This is a genomic window from Microbacterium sp. 16-032, from assembly GCF_041079455.1.
Taxonomy (GTDB): Bacteria; Actinomycetota; Actinomycetes; order Actinomycetales; family Microbacteriaceae; genus Microbacterium; species Microbacterium testaceum_A.
This window is the reverse complement of the sequence record NZ_JBFYGQ010000003.1, coordinates 106211-122453: the sequence shown is the minus strand read 5'-3', so window position 1 is coordinate 122453 and position 16243 is coordinate 106211. Positions and strand designations below refer to the sequence as shown.

At 70.1% G+C, this 16243-nt stretch carries 16 protein-coding genes and 1 tRNA gene; 12 read left to right on the top strand and 5 right to left on the bottom strand.

Annotated elements, in window-relative coordinates; genetic code table 11:
- Positions 1-101: 101 nt before the first annotated feature.
- A complete protein-coding gene (locus AB6V31_RS06795; protein WP_369364746.1) occupies positions 102-2684 on the top strand; it encodes an Rne/Rng family ribonuclease in 2583 nt (860 codons plus the stop codon).
- Between the two features lie 149 nt (positions 2685-2833).
- Here the strand turns inward: AB6V31_RS06795 and AB6V31_RS06790 are convergent, their stop codons facing one another.
- Positions 2834-3109 (bottom strand): DUF4031 domain-containing protein, encoded by a 276-nt coding sequence (locus AB6V31_RS06790; protein WP_074695030.1) that lies wholly within the window; start codon positions 3107-3109, stop codon positions 2834-2836.
- A gap of 214 nt (positions 3110-3323) precedes the next feature.
- Here AB6V31_RS06790 and rplU point away from each other — a divergent pair, with 214 nt between their 5' ends.
- The 10 genes from rplU (at position 3324) to AB6V31_RS06740 (ending at position 11334) form a co-directional block, all read left to right on the top strand.
- Positions 3324-3632, top strand: coding sequence for a 50S ribosomal protein L21 (gene rplU, locus AB6V31_RS06785; RefSeq protein WP_055836929.1), 309 nt, complete (start codon positions 3324-3326; stop codon positions 3630-3632).
- An 18-nt stretch (positions 3633-3650) separates the two neighbouring features.
- Positions 3651-3911, top strand: a complete 261-nt coding sequence (gene rpmA / locus AB6V31_RS06780) for a 50S ribosomal protein L27 (protein ID WP_055836932.1) — start codon at positions 3651-3653, stop codon at positions 3909-3911.
- Between the two features lie 94 nt (positions 3912-4005).
- Entirely contained in the window at positions 4006-5550 is a 1545-nt protein-coding gene (gene obgE / locus AB6V31_RS06775; protein WP_056231150.1) for a GTPase ObgE, read from the top strand.
- A complete protein-coding gene (gene proB / locus AB6V31_RS06770; protein WP_056231153.1) occupies positions 5547-6392 on the top strand; it encodes a glutamate 5-kinase in 846 nt (281 codons plus the stop codon). The genes obgE and proB overlap by 4 nt, the downstream gene beginning before the upstream one ends.
- Entirely contained in the window at positions 6389-7648 is a 1260-nt protein-coding gene (locus tag AB6V31_RS06765) for a glutamate-5-semialdehyde dehydrogenase (RefSeq protein WP_369364744.1), read from the top strand. The genes proB and AB6V31_RS06765 overlap by 4 nt, the downstream gene beginning before the upstream one ends.
- A 50-nt stretch (positions 7649-7698) precedes the next feature.
- Complete coding sequence (locus AB6V31_RS06760) at positions 7699-7923, top strand: hypothetical protein (RefSeq protein WP_056231158.1); 225 nt, start codon at positions 7699-7701, stop codon at positions 7921-7923.
- 10 nt (positions 7924-7933) lie between these two features.
- Positions 7934-8530, top strand: a complete 597-nt coding sequence (gene nadD / locus AB6V31_RS06755) for a nicotinate-nucleotide adenylyltransferase (protein WP_074695027.1) — start codon at positions 7934-7936, stop codon at positions 8528-8530.
- The gene (locus AB6V31_RS06750; RefSeq protein WP_369364741.1) at positions 8527-9618 is read left to right on the top strand and encodes a hypothetical protein; all 1092 of its coding nucleotides are present in this window, start codon (positions 8527-8529) and stop codon (positions 9616-9618) included. Before nadD ends, AB6V31_RS06750 begins: the two co-directional genes overlap by 4 nt.
- Positions 9615-9995 (top strand): ribosome silencing factor, encoded by a 381-nt coding sequence (rsfS, locus tag AB6V31_RS06745; RefSeq protein ID WP_150956956.1) that lies wholly within the window; start codon positions 9615-9617, stop codon positions 9993-9995. Before AB6V31_RS06750 ends, rsfS begins: the two co-directional genes overlap by 4 nt.
- Before the next feature lie 91 nt (positions 9996-10086).
- Positions 10087-11334 (top strand): LCP family protein, encoded by a 1248-nt coding sequence (locus tag AB6V31_RS06740; RefSeq protein ID WP_369364740.1) that lies wholly within the window; start codon positions 10087-10089, stop codon positions 11332-11334.
- Positions 11335-11341: 7 nt separating this feature from the next.
- On the opposite strand, the gene AB6V31_RS06735 is transcribed toward AB6V31_RS06740, so the two are convergent.
- The 3 genes from AB6V31_RS06735 to AB6V31_RS06725 are packed head-to-tail and all read right to left on the bottom strand — an operon-like array spanning position 11342 to position 14312.
- Complete coding sequence (locus tag AB6V31_RS06735) at positions 11342-12274, bottom strand: TAXI family TRAP transporter solute-binding subunit (RefSeq protein ID WP_369364738.1); 933 nt, start codon at positions 12272-12274, stop codon at positions 11342-11344.
- Complete coding sequence (locus AB6V31_RS06730; RefSeq protein ID WP_074695024.1) at positions 12271-13659, bottom strand: HAMP domain-containing sensor histidine kinase; 1389 nt, start codon at positions 13657-13659, stop codon at positions 12271-12273. Before AB6V31_RS06730 ends, AB6V31_RS06735 begins: the two co-directional genes overlap by 4 nt.
- Positions 13656-14312 carry a response regulator transcription factor gene (locus AB6V31_RS06725; RefSeq protein WP_369364736.1) on the bottom strand — a complete coding sequence of 219 codons (657 nt, stop codon included), beginning with the start codon at positions 14310-14312 and terminating at the stop codon, positions 13656-13658. Before AB6V31_RS06725 ends, AB6V31_RS06730 begins: the two co-directional genes overlap by 4 nt.
- A 181-nt stretch (positions 14313-14493) precedes the next feature.
- On the opposite strand from AB6V31_RS06725, the gene AB6V31_RS06720 reads away from it, so the two are divergent.
- Entirely contained in the window at positions 14494-15858 is a 1365-nt protein-coding gene (locus AB6V31_RS06720) for an MFS transporter (protein WP_369364734.1), read from the top strand.
- 271 nt (positions 15859-16129) lie between these two features.
- Here the strand turns inward: AB6V31_RS06720 and AB6V31_RS06715 are convergent.
- Positions 16130-16205, bottom strand: a tRNA-Ala gene (locus AB6V31_RS06715).
- Positions 16206-16243 lie beyond the last annotated feature (38 nt).

The window sequence follows — 16243 nt, the reverse complement described above, 5'->3', positions numbered from 1 at the left end:
GCCGGCTGCAGACCGAGTGAGTTCGCGGCCCCGCCGGGTGCGGCGCTGCATGAGATTTCGTCGGACGACGCGCGGTGTCGTCCGCCAGGGAGTACCCCGACATGGCCGATGTGACAGACGAACAGAACCCCACCGACGAGACGCCGATCTCTCCGGACACCGCCACCTCCGACTCCACCCCCGCGGTCGACGAAGAAGAGGCGGCGGTCCAGGATGCCGAAGACGCGGCCGCCGACGACACCGAGGCGCCCGCGGTGCTCGACGTGGAGGACATCCCCGCCGCCACGGACGACCCGTCCGAGGTGGACGCGTCGGAGCTGTCCCCACCGGCCGCGGACAAGGTCGAGTCGATCGCGGAGGCCGAGGTGCCGGCATCCGGTTCCGTTTCGGATGAGTCCGCGTCCGCCGAGGCGGCGACGGAGCAGCCCGAGGTCAATCCCGCCGAGCCCGAGACTCCGGCTCAGCTCAAGACCCCTGCCGAGCCCGAGAAGCCCGCCCGTCCGACCGCCGTGTCGCTCGGCCTGCTCCCCGAGAACTTCGTGTCCGCCGTCTCGACGGCCCTGCACTTCTACGCGCCCGCGCTTCCGCCCGTCGTAATCCGCGATGACTTCGATGACCGCGACGACGAGGGCCCCAGCGAGCGCGTCTCGGCGAACGCCCGCCGTCGCAACCGCCGCCGCGGGGGACCGAACGACAACCGTGACGATGCCCCCGAGGCTCCCGCCGCGCCCCCCGTGCGTCAGCGCGCGGTCGAGGTCATCACCGAGCCGCAGCGGATCAAGGGTTCCACGCGCCTCGAGGCGAAGAAGCAGCGTCGCCGCGACGGTCGCGAGGCCGGGCGCCGTCGCCCCGTCGTCACCGAGGCCGAGTTCCTCGCCCGCCGCGAGGCCGTCGACCGCGTCATGGTGGTGCGTTCCAAGGCCGGTCGCATCCAGATCGCGGTGCTCGAGGACAACGTGCTCGTGGAGCACTACGTCGCCCGCAACCAGGACGCCTCGCTCATCGGCAATGTCTACCTCGGCCGCGTGCAGAACGTGCTGCCCAGCATGGAGGCCGCGTTCGTCGACATCGGTCGCGGCCGCAACGCCGTGCTGTACTCCGGCGAGGTCGACTGGGACGGCGTGGAGACCAACAACCAGCCGCGTCGCATCGAGCTCGCCCTCAAGTCGGGCGACCGCGTTCTCGTGCAGGTCACGAAGGACCCCGTGGGCCACAAGGGCGCGCGTCTGACGAGCCAGATCTCGCTGCCCGGCCGCTACCTGGTCTACGTGCCCAACGGCACGATGAACGGCATCTCGCGCAAGCTCCCCGACACCGAGCGAGCGCGCCTGAAGAAGATCCTCAAGGAGGTGCTCCCCGAGTCGTCGGGCGTGATCGTGCGCACGGCCGCCGAGGGCGCCACCGAAGAGCAGCTGACCCTCGACGTGCAGCGCCTCACCTCGCAGTGGGAGCACGTCTCGAGCCAGGTCAAGACGATCCAGGCGCCCGCCCTGCTGCACTCCGAGCCCGATCTGCTGGTCAAAATCGTGCGCGATGTCTTCAACGAGGACTTCACCCGCATGCTCATCCAGGGCGACGAGGCGCTGCAGACGATCTCGTCGTACCTGCAGGGCGTCGCCCCCGACCTGCTCGAGCGGGTCGAGAAGTACGAGGGCGAGCAGGACCCGTTCGACGCGTTCCGCGTGACCGAGCAGATCGAGAAGGCGCTCGACCGCAAGGTCTGGCTGCCCTCGGGCGGCTCGCTCGTGATCGACCGCACCGAGGCCATGACGGTCGTCGACGTCAACACCGGCAAGTTCGTCGGCTCGGGCGGAAACCTCGAAGAGACCGTCACCAAGAACAACCTCGAAGCGGCCGAAGAGATCGTGCGCCAGCTGCGCCTGCGCGACATCGGCGGCATCATCGTCGTCGACTTCATCGACATGGTGCTCGAGTCCAACCGCGACCTCGTGCTGCGCCGCCTCATCGAGTGCCTGAGCCGCGACCGCACGAAGCACCAGGTCGCCGAGGTGACCTCGCTGGGGCTCGTGCAGATGACCCGCAAGAAGCTCGGTCTCGGCCTGCTCGAAACCTTCAGCGAGGCGTGCGAGGTCTGCGCCGGTCGCGGCGTCATCGTGCACCACGACCCGGTCGTCAAGCACCGTCCCGCGGGTTCGTCGAGCAACGGTGGCGGCAACGCGAACGGCGGATCGTCGAACCGTCGCGGACGCGGCGGCAACGGCGGCTCGAACGGCAACGCGTCGACCGGTGGCGGCAACGGCGTTAGCGCCGCGCAGGGCAACGGCGGGGCGAACGGCAACGGGGGAGCGGCGGCGCAGGTCGGCGGCACCCACGTCATCACCGAGGGCGTCAAGTCCGCTCTCGCGCAGATCGCCGCGTCGACCGTCAAGCCCACCATCGACGACCCGGCCCTCGTCGAGGCGGCGGTCGTGGCATCGGTCGAGGCCGTCCTCGAGGCGAAGACCGAGTCGGCGTCCGAGGCGCCCGCCCCGGCTCGCGAGAAGCGCCCCCGCAAGAAGCGCGAGCCCAAGGCGCCCCGCACCGAGAAGGACGCCCTGCTCGAGTCGGTCCTCGAGGCTCTGCCCGAGCCCAAGGCGCCCGGCCAGGGACGCTCGCGTCGTCGCGTCACCACCGCGGCCCTCACCGGCACCCCGGTGAACGCTCAGCCTTCGTCGGAGGCCTGAGCCCCGCTCATCCCGCGTGAGGGGTCGTTCTCCGTCGCCGAGCATCTCTCCCGGCGACGGAGATCGGCCCCTCACGCGTGTGTGCGAACGGGGACGGATGCCGCGGACTCGCTCCCGTCGTCAGGGATGAAGCCCGTGGAGCCGGACGCTCAGGGGTGAGGGCGGCGCTCACGTGCGGTGATCCGCAGTCCCGAGGCGCGCAGGCGCCGCACGAGCTCCTTGCCGCCGACGTACTCCGCCCCCGCGCGGATGAGGTCGGCGTGGCGCTCGTCGGGCACGTCATAATGGTCGAGGTCGAACGCACGGCGCGGGATTCCGGCCGCTGCGGCGAAGTCGTGCAGTTCGTCGAGATCGCTGTCGCTGACCAGGTGAGCCCACAAACGTCCGTGCGCGGGCCACTGGGGATCATCGATCAGGATTGCCATTCCGCGATCCTACGGTCGACACGCGGGTCGAATGCTTTTGCCGGATGCCTCCGGGTGAGCTAAACTTGACCCTTGGTGCGTCGCGTCCACTCCTGACAGGAGCGTGACCCCGCGGGCTCTGCTCGCCGGATCGCACCGAGACTTGGGTCGTCAGACCCTCCCGACGTCATCAGACAACCGGAGCTCCGCGCTCCCGAACGAAAACAGGTGTGAAGTGGTTTACGCAGTTGTGCGCGCCGGCGGCCGCCAGGAGAAGGTCCAGGTCGGCACGGTCGTCGTGCTCGACCGCCAGAAGGCGAAGATCGGCGAGAGCATCCAGCTGCCCGCCGTCCTGTTCGTCGACGGCGACGCGGTCACGACCGACGCCGACAAGCTCGCGAAGGTCTCGGTCACGGCCGAGGTGCTCGGCGAGGAGCGCGGTCCGAAGATCGTGATCCAGAAGTTCAAGAACAAGACCGGCTACAAGAAGCGCCAGGGCCACCGTCAGGACCTCACGCGCGTCAAGATCACCGGCATCAAGTAAGAGCCAGGAGACGCAGAGATGGCACACAAAAAGGGCGCAAGCTCCACCCGTAACGGTCGTGATTCCAACGCACAGCGCCTCGGCGTGAAGCGTTTCGGCGGCCAGGTCGTCCTCGCCGGCGAGATCATCGTCCGCCAGCGCGGCACGCACTTCCACCCCGGCGCCAACGTCGGCCGTGGTGGCGACGACACGCTGTTCGCCCTGGCACCCGGTGCGGTCCAGTTCGGCGCGAAGGGCGGCCGCAAGGTCGTCAACATCGTCACCGCAGCAGCGGAGTAATTCCCGCGCTTCGGCGCACGAGGGGGTGGGCGGCTGCCCACCCCCTCTTCTTTTTTCGAGTCGGCTTCGCCGGCCACACCCGGAAGGACCCGCCATGGTCACCTTCGTCGACCGCGTGACCCTGCACCTGCGTGCAGGAAAGGGCGGCAACGGCTGCGTCTCGGTGCGCCGTGAGAAGTTCAAGCCGCTGGCCGGTCCCGACGGCGGCAACGGAGGTAGCGGCGGCGACGTCGTGCTCGTCGCCGACCCGCAGACCACGACCCTGCTGTCGTACCACCACTCGCCGCACCGCTCCGCGGGCAACGGCGGGTTCGGCATGGGCGACCACCGCTCCGGTGCGCTCGGCGAGGACCAGGAGCTTCCGGTGCCGCTCGGCACGGTCGTCAAGGACGTGGACGGCAACGTGCTCGTCGACATGCTCACCCCTGGGATGCGCTTCGTTGCCGCTCCGGGCGGCCTGGGCGGCCTGGGCAACGCGGCGCTGTCGTCTCCGAAGCGCAAGGCACCCGGTTTCGCCCTGCTCGGAACCCCGGGATACGAGGGCGACATCGTCCTCGAGCTGAAGACCGTCGCCGACGTGGCGCTGGTCGGTTTCCCTTCCGCCGGCAAGTCGAGTCTGATCGCCGCGGTCTCTGCCGCGCGCCCCAAGATCGCCGACTATCCGTTCACGACGCTGCACCCGAACCTCGGTGTCGTGCAGGCGGGCGACGCGCGCTTCACGATCGCCGACGTGCCCGGACTCATCGAGGGAGCCAGCGAGGGCAAGGGCCTGGGCCTGGAGTTCCTGCGTCACGTCGAGCGGTGCACCGCTCTCGTGCATGTCCTCGACTGCGCCACTCTCGATCCCGGCCGCGACCCGCTGAGCGACCTCGACATCATCCTCGCCGAGCTGGCGGCCTACCCCGTTCCCGAGGGCCAGGTTCCGCTGCTCGACCGCCCGCAGATCATCGCCCTGAACAAGGTCGACGTCCCCGAGGCGCACGAGCTCGCCGACTTCGTGCGTCCGGATCTCGAGGCCCGCGGTTTCCGCGTGTTCGAGATCTCGACCGTCAGCCGCGCGGGCCTGCGCGAACTCACCTTCGCCCTCGGTGAGATCGTCGAGGAGCACCGCCTCGCCACGATCGATCAGACGCCGCCCGAGCGCGTCGTCATCCGCCCCCGCGGCGCCGAGAAGGACTTCACCATCAAGGTCGAGGGCGGCACGTACGGGCCGGTCTACCGGATCCTCGGCGACAAGCCCGTCAAATGGGTGCAGCAGACCGACTTCCAGAACGAAGAGGCCGTCGGCTACCTCGCCGATCGTCTCGCCCGTCTCGGCGTCGAGGACGGGCTGTTCCGCGCCGGGGCGGTCGCGGGTGCGACCGTCGTCATCGGCCCCGGCGACGGCATCGTCTTCGACTGGGAGCCCACGCTCACCTCGGCCGCCGAGCTCATGACCGCGCCGCGCGGCACCGACCCGCGTCTCGTGCAGAACCCGCGCCGCACCTCGTCGGAGCGTCGCGAGCAGTACCACGAGCGGATGGATGCCAAGGCCGACGCCCGCGCCGAGCTCGAGGCCGAGCGCCGCGCGGCGCGTGCCGCGGGCATCACCCCCGACGGCGACTCCTCCCGGCTCGAGTTCGAGGACGAGGAGCGGTGACCGCGACGACGCGCGCCGACATCCCCGGCGCGGCCCGCGTCGTGGTGAAGGTCGGTTCGTCGTCGATCAGCGGCGACGGTGCTCACCGCATCGACACGATCGTGGAGGCCCTGTCACGTGCGCACGGCGCGGGCACCGAGGTCGTGCTCGTGTCGTCGGGTGCCATCGCCACCGCGCTGCCCTTGCTCGATCTCGAGGGCCGTCCGAACGACCTCGCAACGCAGCAGGCTGCGGCGGCGGTCGGTCAGAACGTCCTCATGTGGCGCTACCAGACCTCACTCGACCGCTTCGGTCTGCTCGCGGGTCAGGTGCTGCTGACGGCGGGCGACCTCGAGAACGCCACGCACCGCTCCAACGCGCGCCGCGCGATGGAACGCCTGCTGGGTCTCGGCATCCTGCCCATCGTGAACGAGAACGACACCGTCGCCACCCACGAGATCCGTTTCGGCGACAACGACCGTCTGGCCGCCCTCGTCGCCCAGTTGATCGGTGCCGACGTCCTCGTGCTCCTCAGCGACATCGAGACGCTCTTCACGCTCCCGCCCAGCGAGCCCGGCGCCCGACCCATCACCGACGTCGCGTGGGGCGATGACCTGTCGCAGTTCGAGTTCGGCGCGGGAGTGGTCAACGGCGTCGGCACCGGGGGAGCGGCGACCAAGGCGTCCGCGGCCAAGCTCGCCTCGACCGCGGGGGTGGGCGTGCTCGTCACGAGCGCCGACCTGGTGGCATCCGCTCTCTCGGGCGAGGCTGTCGGCACCTGGTTCGCTCCCAATCCCGACCCTGTCACCCTGGCGACCGGCCCCGTGGGCGCCGTGACCCGCGCCGGTACACTGAGCGCATGACCGTGATCGCCGCCTCCGTCGACGAGCGCCTGCGTCTGGCCAAGGACGCGGCGCGAGAGATCGGTCTGCTCCATTCCGCGCGCAAGACGGCGCTCCTGCACGCCGTCGCCGACGCGCTCGAGACCTCTTCGTCGGGGATCGTCGCGGCCAACGCCGAGGATCTCGACAGAGGGCGCCACGATGCCATCGGTGAAGCGCTCCTCGACAGGCTGCGTCTCGACGACACGCGCGTGGCCGCCCTCGCCGCGGCGGTCCGCGACGTCGCGGAGCTTCCCGATCCGGTCGGCCGCGTGCTCGACCGCCGGACCCTGCCCAACGGCCTGCAACTCGAGAAGGTCGCGGTGCCCTTCGGTGTGGTCGGGTCGATCTACGAGGCCCGACCCAACGTGACCGTCGACATCGCCTCGCTCGCCCTGCGTTCCGGCAACGCCGTGGTCCTGCGCGGGGGATCGGCGGCGCAGAGCAGCAATGCCACGCTCGTCCGGGTCATGCGCGACGCGCTCTCGCAACACGGGGTGAGCCCCGAGGCCATCCAGAGCGTCGACGACTTCGGTCGAGACGGGGCGAAGGCCCTGATGAACGCGCGCGGGCTCGTCGACGTGCTCGTGCCGCGGGGCAGCGCCGGTCTCATCGAGACCGTCGTCACCGAGTCGACCGTGCCGGTGATCGAGACCGGCGCCGGGGTGGTCCACGTCTACCTCGACGCCACGGCCCGCGACGACTGGGCCCGCGACATCGTCCTCAACGCCAAGACGCAGCGGCCGAGCGTCTGCAACGCCGTCGAGACCGTGCTCGTACACCGCGACGCCGCCGACCGGTTGCTGCCCGAGCTCCTGGCATCCCTCGTCGACGCCGGAGTCACGGTGCACGGCGACGCCGACACGCGCGCGCACGATGCGCGGGTCGTGCCGGCCGCCGACGAGGACTGGTCGCTCGAGTACGGCACCCTCGACCTCGCCGTCCGCGTGGTGGACGACCTCGATGACGCCCTCGCGCACATCCGTCGCTACTCGACCCACCACACCGAGTCGATCATCACCGACGATTCCGCGGCCGCCGATCGTTTCCTCGCTGAGGTCGACTCCGCCGTGGTCCTGGTGAACGCCTCGACGCGCTTCACCGACGGAGGCGAGTTCGGCTTCGGGGCCGAGGTCGGCATCTCCACCCAGAAACTTCACGCCCGCGGACCCATGGGCCTCGCCGAGCTGACGAGCACCAAGTGGCTCGGGCGCGGCGACGGCCAGGTACGCGCCTGACCGCCTAAAATGAGACGCGCGCCTCGCGCAGACCTCTGATCGGAGCACTGATGACTTTCGTCGCACTTCTGGCCCAAGCCGCAGAAGAAGGCGCCCACCACGGTGGCAACGTGCAGGCCCAGACCTTCTGGTACGGCGCCGTCGCGTTCCTCACCTTCGTGGCCCTGAGCCTCGTGACGCTGTCGTACCGCAACGTGTCGAACCGTCACGCGCACAAGGCGGCGGCGTACACCCAGAAGCACGGGACGCCCACCCCCGAGGCGCACGGCCACTGAGGCCCACCGTATGTCGGTGACGCGCGCCCCTCGCATCGGGGTCATGGGTGGGACGTTCGATCCCATCCATCACGGTCACCTGGTCGCCGCCAGCGAGGTCGCCCAATCGTTCGATCTCGATGAGGTCGTCTTCGTGCCGACGGGGCGTCCGTGGCAGAAGGACGACGTCACCGAGAGCGAGCACCGCTACCTGATGACGGTGATTGCCACGGCATCCAATCCCCAGTTCACGGTGAGCCGCGTCGACGTCGATCGCGCGGGGCCCACGTACACGATCGACACCTTGCGCGACCTGCAGGAGCAGCGTCCCGGTGCGGAGCTGTTCTTCATCACCGGCGCAGACGCGGTCGCGCAGATCCTCAGCTGGCGCAACCACCAGGAGCTCTGGGATCTGGCGCACTTCGTGGCGGTGTCCCGGCCGGGTCACGTCCTCACGACCGAGGGGCTCCCATCCCAGAACGTGAGCCAGTTGGAGATCCCCGCCCTGTCGATCTCGTCCACAGACTGCCGCGCCCGTGTGCGCCGAGGCCACCCCGTGTGGTACCTCGTGCCCGACGGCGTCGTGCAGTACATCGCGAAGCACCACCTCTACCGGAGCACAGCATGAGCACTCCCGAGAACCCCGAGACTCCCGCGCTGACCCGCCGTCAGTTGCGCGAGCTCCGCCAGACCGGCGCGACGCCCATCATCGTTCCGCAGCCCGAGGGCGAGACTCCGGATGCCGAGACCCCGGCCGCTCCGATCGAGTCGGCCGAGGCGCCGATCGTCGATCGCGTGCCCGAGCGCGGCGCCGACGAGAGCGCGGGCGAGGAGGACGCCGCGTCGGACCACGCCGAGGCCGAGCCCGCGACGCCAGAGCACGAGCCCGCCGTGTCCGAGGAGCCCGCGCCCGTCGAGCAGCGCGACGAACCCTTCGCGCCCGCTCTGCGCCCCGACGCGTTCGACGGGTCCTTCGGCGACGGCGACTTCGGTGTCACCGGTCTCACGCGTCGACAGGTCCGTGCGCAGGAGAAGATCCGCACGGCCGCGGTCCCCGTCATCAGCTCCGACCTCGAGTCGTCGATATCGCGCCAGAACACCGCTCCGGCACCGCAGGCCGAAGAAGGGTCCGCTCTGCCCGCCATCTTCCGTCCCGCCGCCCCCGACACCGCCGAGAGCCCGATCTCGTCGGACGAGACCGGACCCGGCGCCTCGGTCGTCAACCCCGCGCTCGGCTCCGAGCTGCTGGACGGGGCAAACCCCGAGGTCTCGCTCCCCGCGTCGTTCGATCAGCTCATCTCGCGCAACGCCGCAGCGAGCGGCGCCGTGTCGACCCCGAACGCGCTGATCCTGTCGCAGACCCCCGCCGGCGTTCCTCTGGTCGGTCCCGTCACGGCGACCGGTGAGGTCATGATCACGGGCACGTTCGAGCTGCCCGAGGGTCTGGGCTCGGTCGGTCACGCTCCCGGCACCACCGACGGCCGCGACGCCGACGCCGTGCTCCTCGACGGCGAGCTTCCGCCCGCCTCGTCCCCCACCCCGATCGCGGCGAGTGCCGCGATCAGCACCGTCAAGCAGCCCGGCGAGATCATCCGCCCGCCGGCGCCCGAGAAGGGGAGCAAGCTCCTCATCGGGCTCATCATCACGACCGGTGCTCTCTTCCTGGCGGTGGCCGTCACCCTCGGCCTCGCCTTCACGACAGGAGTCTTCCGATGACAGCCACCGACAACGGTCGCGAGATGGCGCAGATCGCCGCTCTCGCCGCCGACGCGAAGGGCGGCGACGACATCGTCGCGCTCGACGTGTCCGAACCCCTCCCGCTCGTCGACATCTTCCTCCTCGTCACCGGTCGCAACGAGCGCAACGTCGCCGCGATCGCCGACGAGGTCGAAGAGAAGCTCCTCGAGCACGGCCACAAGCGCGTGCGTCGCGAGGGCCGACAGGAGTCCCGCTGGGTCCTGCTCGACTTCGGCGACCTTGTCGTCCACGTCTTCCACGAGGAAGAGCGTGTCTACTACGGCCTCGAGCGGCTCTGGAAGGACTGCCCGGTCGTCCCGATCGAGCTGCCGACCCCGGCGAACGCCGCCGACTGACGATCCTGCCGTCGACGCCCTCTGCCCCCGCGGCAGGGGGCGTTCTCGTTCGTACGCCGGATTCATAGACGCGACAGCGCATGCTGGGTCGGTGTCACCGACCTCGCACCGCGTCCGCCGCAACCGGCGTCGGCTCCTGCTCATCGTCGCCGCCGTCGTCACCACGGCCGTCGTGGGCGCCGTGGCCTTCGTCGCGGTAAATCTCGCCGGCGCGGCCAACGGCATCCATCATTCCGATGCCGAGCTGCCCACCGCCGCTCCGGGAGTCGCCCAAGACGAGGGCGAGCAGAACATCCTCATCATGGGCCTGGACAGTCGGGTCGACGAGGACGGCAAGCCGTACCCCCAGGAGATCTACGACGCGATCCACGCCGAGGACGCATCGGCGGGCGGCTACAACACCAACGTGCTGATGTACGTGCACATCCCCGCCGGCGGCGGGCAAGCGGTCGCCGTGTCGATCCCGCGCGACGACTACGTCGACTACGCGGGCGCTCCGGGTGGGACGAAGAAGGGCAAGATCAAAGAGGCGTACGGGCGGGCTTTCGCCGCGAAGAACGACGAGCTCCGCGCGGCGGGCGTCTCGGAGGACGACGCCTATCAGCAGGCCCGCGACGCCGCACGCACCGAAGAGATGCAGACCGTGTCGCAATTCTTGGGCGGCGTCCCGATCGACCACTTCGTCGAGGTGACGATGGCGGCGTTCTACCGGGTCGCACAGGCCGTCCAGCCGATCTCGGTGTGCCTCAACCACGCGACCGCCGACACCTACTCGGGAGCGGACTTCGTCGCGGGGGAGCAGCAGATCGACGCCGCACAGGCGATGGCGTTCGTCCGCCAGCGTCGCGACACGAAGTACGACGACGTCTTCCTCACCGACCTCGACCGCACGCGCCGTCAGCAGGCGTTCATGGTGTCGCTCGCGCTGAAGCTGCGCGACGCGCAGACCTTCACCGACTTCGGGCGCCTGCAGGACCTGCTCGACACCGCGAAGCAGTACGTGGCCGTCGACAAGGGCTTCGACCTGCTCAGCCTCGCCTCGACGGCCCAGCGCCTCGCCGGGGGAGACGTGACGTTCCAGACGCTCCCGGTCGAGCGCTTCGGCACGGTCGACGGCGAGAGCGTGAACATCGTCGACCAGAAGGCCATCGCGGCTCAGGTCGGTGCCCTGCTCCACCCGGCTCCCGCGGCGACGACGGACCCCGGGACGGATGCCACGCCGGGCCCGACCGATGCGCCCGCGACGAGCGCTCCCGCGGCGTCTCCTTCCCCGACGTCGTCGGTGTACACCGACTCGCAGCAGCCGATGCGCGCGGGGTCGGTGCCCTGCGTGAACTGAGGCGTGCTCAGCCGTACCGCTCGCGGTACCGCAGCTCGGCGGCCGGGTGCAGGGCGATCGGCGAGGTGTCGATGAGACTCGCCGGCGTCAGATATTGGATGCCGAGCGCATCGGGCGCAACGAGCTCGGGGGCGTCGTCGATGAGTGCGTCGACGAGGGCGCGAGCGAGCGAATCGGCGAGGTCGGCGCGCGCGAGCAGGAGGTTCGCGACGCCGATCGTGGGGACGGCCCTGGTGGCGCCGTAGACGCCGGAGGGGATCGTCGTGGCGGCGTACACGTCCGGGAACCGCGCGCTGAGCGCCGCGAGAGCGGGGGTCGTGTCGATCACCGAGACCGGGACCTGCTCGGCGAGGGCGGCGATCTGCGGGGTCGGCACCCCGCCCGACCAGAAGAACGCGTCGATCCGTCCCGCGGCGAGATCGTCGACGGCACCGCGGAACGTGCGTTCCACCGTCCGGGGTCCCGCACCGGTCGACGGGTCGAGTCCGGAGGCGTCGAGCACCCGTCTCGCCGTCGCCGCAGCGCCCGACCCCGGGGCGCCGAGCGACACCGTGCGCCCCGCCAGGTCGGCGAGCCGCGAGATCCCCGCGTCCGCGCGCACGATGCACTGCAGGTAGTTCTGGTAGACGCGTCCGATCGCGACGATGTCGTCCGCGGCATCCGCTGCCGAATCCACCAGCGAGAGCCCGAGGTCCACGCGGCGCTCCCGCAGAAGACGGAGGTTGTCGATGCTGCCCTCGCTCTGCAGCGGCGAGACCGAGACCGCGGTCGACGACGCGGTCGCGGCCGCGAGCAGTTGACCGAACTCGAGGTAGCTGCCGCCCGGCTCGCCGCAGCCGAGGACGAGGGGCGTCGATGCGGGCGTGGAGCACGCGGCGAGCGAGAGGGCGCCGGCACCCGCGACGACCGAGAAGAACGCGCGTCGGGTCAGAGTCGTCACCGCCGCCTCCACTCGAGTCGCGCGGCGAGGCCGCCCCTGGCCGAGCGCTCGAGGTGCAGGGTGCCGCCGGCCGCCCGCATCAGCTCGGCGACGATCGCCAGGCCCAGGCCGGTCCCCGGTGTCGACCGGTGGGCGCCCGCGCGCCAGAACCGGGTGCCCATGCTCTCGAGGTCGGCGTCGGCGAGATGCGCGCCCGAATCGTCGACGCGCAGCGTCACGCCCTCACCGTCGTCGTCCAGGGTCAGACCCACACGGGCTCCTCTCCCGGCGTAGTTGGCGGCGTTGTCGAGCAGCACCTGCACCATCTCGTCGAGGTCCGCTCGGCCGCACGGCACCGCGACGACCGTGTCGTCCGCGTCCTCCAGCGTCACGCCCGCCTCGTCGAGCCGCCACCGGTGCAGATCCCCGAGCTCGGATGCCGACACCCGGCACTCGCGCTCCGCCCCCTCGTCGCGCGCGGCGTCGTACCCCTGCCGCGAGGCCGAGGCTCGGTGCTCGGCGTTCGCGAGTGTCAGCATGCGTTCGACGGTGTGCTCCAGCCGATCGAGGTCGTGGTCGACCGCGGCAAGGTCGTCAGCGGCGTCCGGATCCCGGGGGAGCGAGTCCACGCGCAATCGGATGGCGGCCAGGGGAGTGCGCAACTGGTGCGACGCGTCGGCCACGAAGCCGCGCTGCTGCTCGAGCGTGTTCTCGACCTCGTCGGTCATGGTCGTGAACGCCCGGCTGAGCCGGCGGAGCTCGGGCGGCCCGGTCGGACGAAGGGGAACGGGCTCGCGGTGGGCGGTGAGCGCCGCGACCGCCGAATCGAGGGCGCGCACAGGCCGCAGGATCCACCGCGTCCACAGCAACGATGCCCCCATGAGCGCGGAGAGCAGGAGGAAGCCGACGACCGCCACGAGCGCCCACGCGGCACCGACATCGGCCTTCGCGCGTGCGAGGTCGACCTCGATCACCACCACACCGGTCGACAGATCGCCCGCGGCGATGACGGGGACGGCGACCAGTGCGGTGTCCGGCGCCCACGGGGTGACGCGCGGAAGAGACACCTGCGGGATGGCCCGCGACGCCGCCCCGGCGATGGAGCGCACATCGACGTCGGGCGAGAGGCCCCCGGCCGAGGCCACCGCGTCACCGCTCTCGTCGAGCACGAGCACGGCCTCGCCGTACACCGCGTGGAACCGGTCGACGTAGGTCTGCAGGCTCGATGTCCCGCCCTGCACGAGAGCCGTTCGGGCGCGCTGCACGACCTGATCGAGCGACGCCTGGCGCTGCAGGGCGACCTGCTGCGTCCGCGAGTCGGCGATCGACTGGGCGACGGGGATGAGCACCGCGATCACGGCGATGAGCCCGAAGACCAGCAACGGGAGCAGGACGCGCAGCTTCACCCGGCATCCTCGAGGCGGTATCCGAACCCGCGGACCGTCGTGATCGTGACCTCGGGGAGCTTCTGCCGCACCTGGCCCATGTGCACGTCGAACGATCGCGACGACGCCGCGTACGCGTCGCCCCACACCTCGTCGAGGATGACCCGGCGACTCACGACGGTCCCCGCGCGACGGGCGAGGGACAGCAGGATGCCGAATTCGTTGGGCGTGAGCGACACCTCGCGGTGTGCGACGCGGACGCGGCGGGCGTCGACGGCGATCGACACCTGGGAGGTCTCGACGCGCATCGGCTCCTCGGGCGGGCTGTACCGGCGTGTGACGGCGATCAGTCGGGCGAGGAGTTCGTGCAGACGCACGGGCTTGACGAGGTAGTCGTCGGCGCCGAGTGACAGCGCGCGGACCGTCGAGCGTTCGTCGCCTCTCGCTGTCACGACGATCACCGGGATCTGGGTGACCTCGCGCAGGTCGCGGAGCACATCGAGTCCATCGCGATCCTCGAGACCGAGGTCGAGGAGCACCGCCTGTGCGTCTCGGTGACGGAGGAGCACATCGCTGCCGCGTGACACCCGGGTGCACGTGTGACCGGCGCGGCCGAGGGCCGAGACGAGGGCCGCGGCGACGGAGCCGTCGTCCTCGGCGACGAGTACGTGCATGCTCCATCGTAGGCATAGGCTCCGCGGCGCCGCGGCCCACGAACGTAAGGCGACTGTAAGGATCTCGCCCGGCGGCGTAGGCGGCGGCCACGATGGCCGATACGCCTCGTCACCGCTGCCGGAGGCCTCTTCCGCCGGCGGTGACGAGACGACCAACGTCCCTCGACCGATCGGATTCCTCATGTCAACGACGACGACGATCCCCACGAGTCTGCGGCGTTCGATCTCGAACACGCTCAAAGGCTCGGCCGGCAACCTCGTGGAGTGGTACGACGTGTACGTCTACTCCGTGTTCGCGGTGTACTTCGAGTCGCAGTTCTTCAGCTCCGACGACAAGAACTCCACCATCTACGTGTGGGCGATCTTCGCCGTCACCTTCCTCATGCGGCCGATCGGTTCGTGGTTCTTCGGCCGCTTCGCCGACCGGTACGGTCGCCGTCTGTCGTTGACGGTGTCGGTGTCGCTCATGGCGTTCTGTTCGCTGGTGATCGCTTTCGCCCCCACGGCCGAGATGATCGGCGTGGGTGCCGTCATCATCCTCGTCTTCGCCCGTCTCGTTCAGGGCTTCGCGACCGGAGGCGAGTACGGCACGAGCGCGACCTACATGTCCGAGGCCGCCGTGCCCGGTCGGCGCGGCTTCCTGTCGTCGTTCCACTACGTCACCCTCGTCGGCGGTCACGTGCTCGCACAGACCACGCTGCTGATCATGGTGCTCAACCTCGATGACGAGGCCATCACCGCGTGGGGCTGGCGCGTCGCCTTCGCGATCGGCGGTGTCGCCGCCGTGGCCGTGTTCTGGATGCGCCGCACGATGGACGAATCCCTCGAGAAGCACGTGCTCGACGACAACAAGGCGGGTCGCGCCAAGGACTCGGGCTCGATGCGCGATCTGCTCGTCAACAATTGGCGCCCGCTCCTGCTGTGCTTCGCGGTCACGGCCGGCGGCACCGTCGCGTTCTACACGTACTCGGTCACGGGGCCGAACATCGTCAAGACCGCGTTCTCGGGCGGCGATGTCGTCACCGGTACCGTGATCAACCTCATCGCGCTGACGGCCCTCATGCTCATGCAGCCGCTGGGCGGCTGGCTGTCCGACAAGGTCGGTCGCAAGTCCCTGCTCGTCTTCTTCGGCGTCGGCGGCGTGCTCTACACGTGGTTCCTCATCACGATGCTCCCGCAGCAGACCAACGAGTTCGCCGCCTTCGCGATCCTGCTCGGCGGCTTCGTCATCCTGACCGGCTACACCTCGATCAACGCGCTCGTGAAGGCGCAGCTCTTCCCAACGCACGTGCGAGCCCTGGGCGTCGGCCTCGGGTACGCGCTGGCCAACTCGCTTTTCGGCGGCACGGCGCCCCTGCTGTACGCCGGAGCGCAGTCGACCTCGCAGGTGCCGATGTTCATCGTGTACGTCACGGTCATCATCGCGGCGTCGCTCGCGGTCTACATCTTCGCCCTTCGCAACAAGGCGCCCAACTGGCTCGACGACGAGCTGGTCATGCGCGAGGCACACGAGGCGAAGTCCCGCGAGACGGTGTCGTCCCGCTGACACCTCCATGAGGGGCGCCTTCTCCGTCGAGGGGAGGCGCCCTTCGTCGTGCGCGTGCCCGGTGAGGCGGTTGTCGCGGGATGCCGCGTGCCCGGCGCACGGCGTGACCTCAGCGATCCGCGCAGAATCGGTGGCATCCCGCGCCTTCGGGCTGAGGGTGTGCAAATCACCGAGGTTGTGCGGAGCGGAGGGATGCCGTGAGCTCCACCCACCGGGACAGGCCGTTTCCGGAAACGACGAAAGCCCCCGCCGAAGCGGAGGCTTTCTCTCGTGGTGGACCTGAGGGGACTCGAACCCCTGACCCCCTGCATGCCATGCAGGTGCGCTACCAGCTGCGCCACAGGCCCGTTTTTTGTTTTCCGCCCCGTTTGAGGCAACTCCATGA

What these genes read in the sequence shown, in the direction of transcription:
- AB6V31_RS06790 (WP_074695030.1), bottom strand. Translation starts at nt 3,109, where the DNA reads ATGGCAATCCTGATCGATGATCCCCAGTGGCCCGCGCACGGACGTTTG.
- AB6V31_RS06725 (WP_369364736.1), bottom strand. Translation starts at nt 14,312, where the DNA reads ATGCACGTACTCGTCGCCGAGGACGACGGCTCCGTCGCCGCGGCCCTC.
- AB6V31_RS06795 (WP_369364746.1), top strand. Translation starts at nt 102, where the DNA reads ATGGCCGATGTGACAGACGAACAGAACCCCACCGACGAGACGCCGATC.
- AB6V31_RS06765 (WP_369364744.1), top strand. Translation starts at nt 6,389, where the DNA reads ATGACCGTGATCGCCGCCTCCGTCGACGAGCGCCTGCGTCTGGCCAAG.
- AB6V31_RS06760 (WP_056231158.1), top strand. Translation starts at nt 7,699, where the DNA reads ATGACTTTCGTCGCACTTCTGGCCCAAGCCGCAGAAGAAGGCGCCCAC.
- rsfS (WP_150956956.1), top strand. Translation starts at nt 9,615, where the DNA reads ATGACAGCCACCGACAACGGTCGCGAGATGGCGCAGATCGCCGCTCTC.
- obgE (WP_056231150.1), top strand. Translation starts at nt 4,006, where the DNA reads ATGGTCACCTTCGTCGACCGCGTGACCCTGCACCTGCGTGCAGGAAAG.
- rpmA (WP_055836932.1), top strand. Translation starts at nt 3,651, where the DNA reads ATGGCACACAAAAAGGGCGCAAGCTCCACCCGTAACGGTCGTGATTCC.
- AB6V31_RS06750 (WP_369364741.1), top strand. Translation starts at nt 8,527, where the DNA reads ATGAGCACTCCCGAGAACCCCGAGACTCCCGCGCTGACCCGCCGTCAG.
- nadD (WP_074695027.1), top strand. Translation starts at nt 7,934, where the DNA reads ATGTCGGTGACGCGCGCCCCTCGCATCGGGGTCATGGGTGGGACGTTC.
- AB6V31_RS06720 (WP_369364734.1), top strand. Translation starts at nt 14,494, where the DNA reads ATGTCAACGACGACGACGATCCCCACGAGTCTGCGGCGTTCGATCTCG.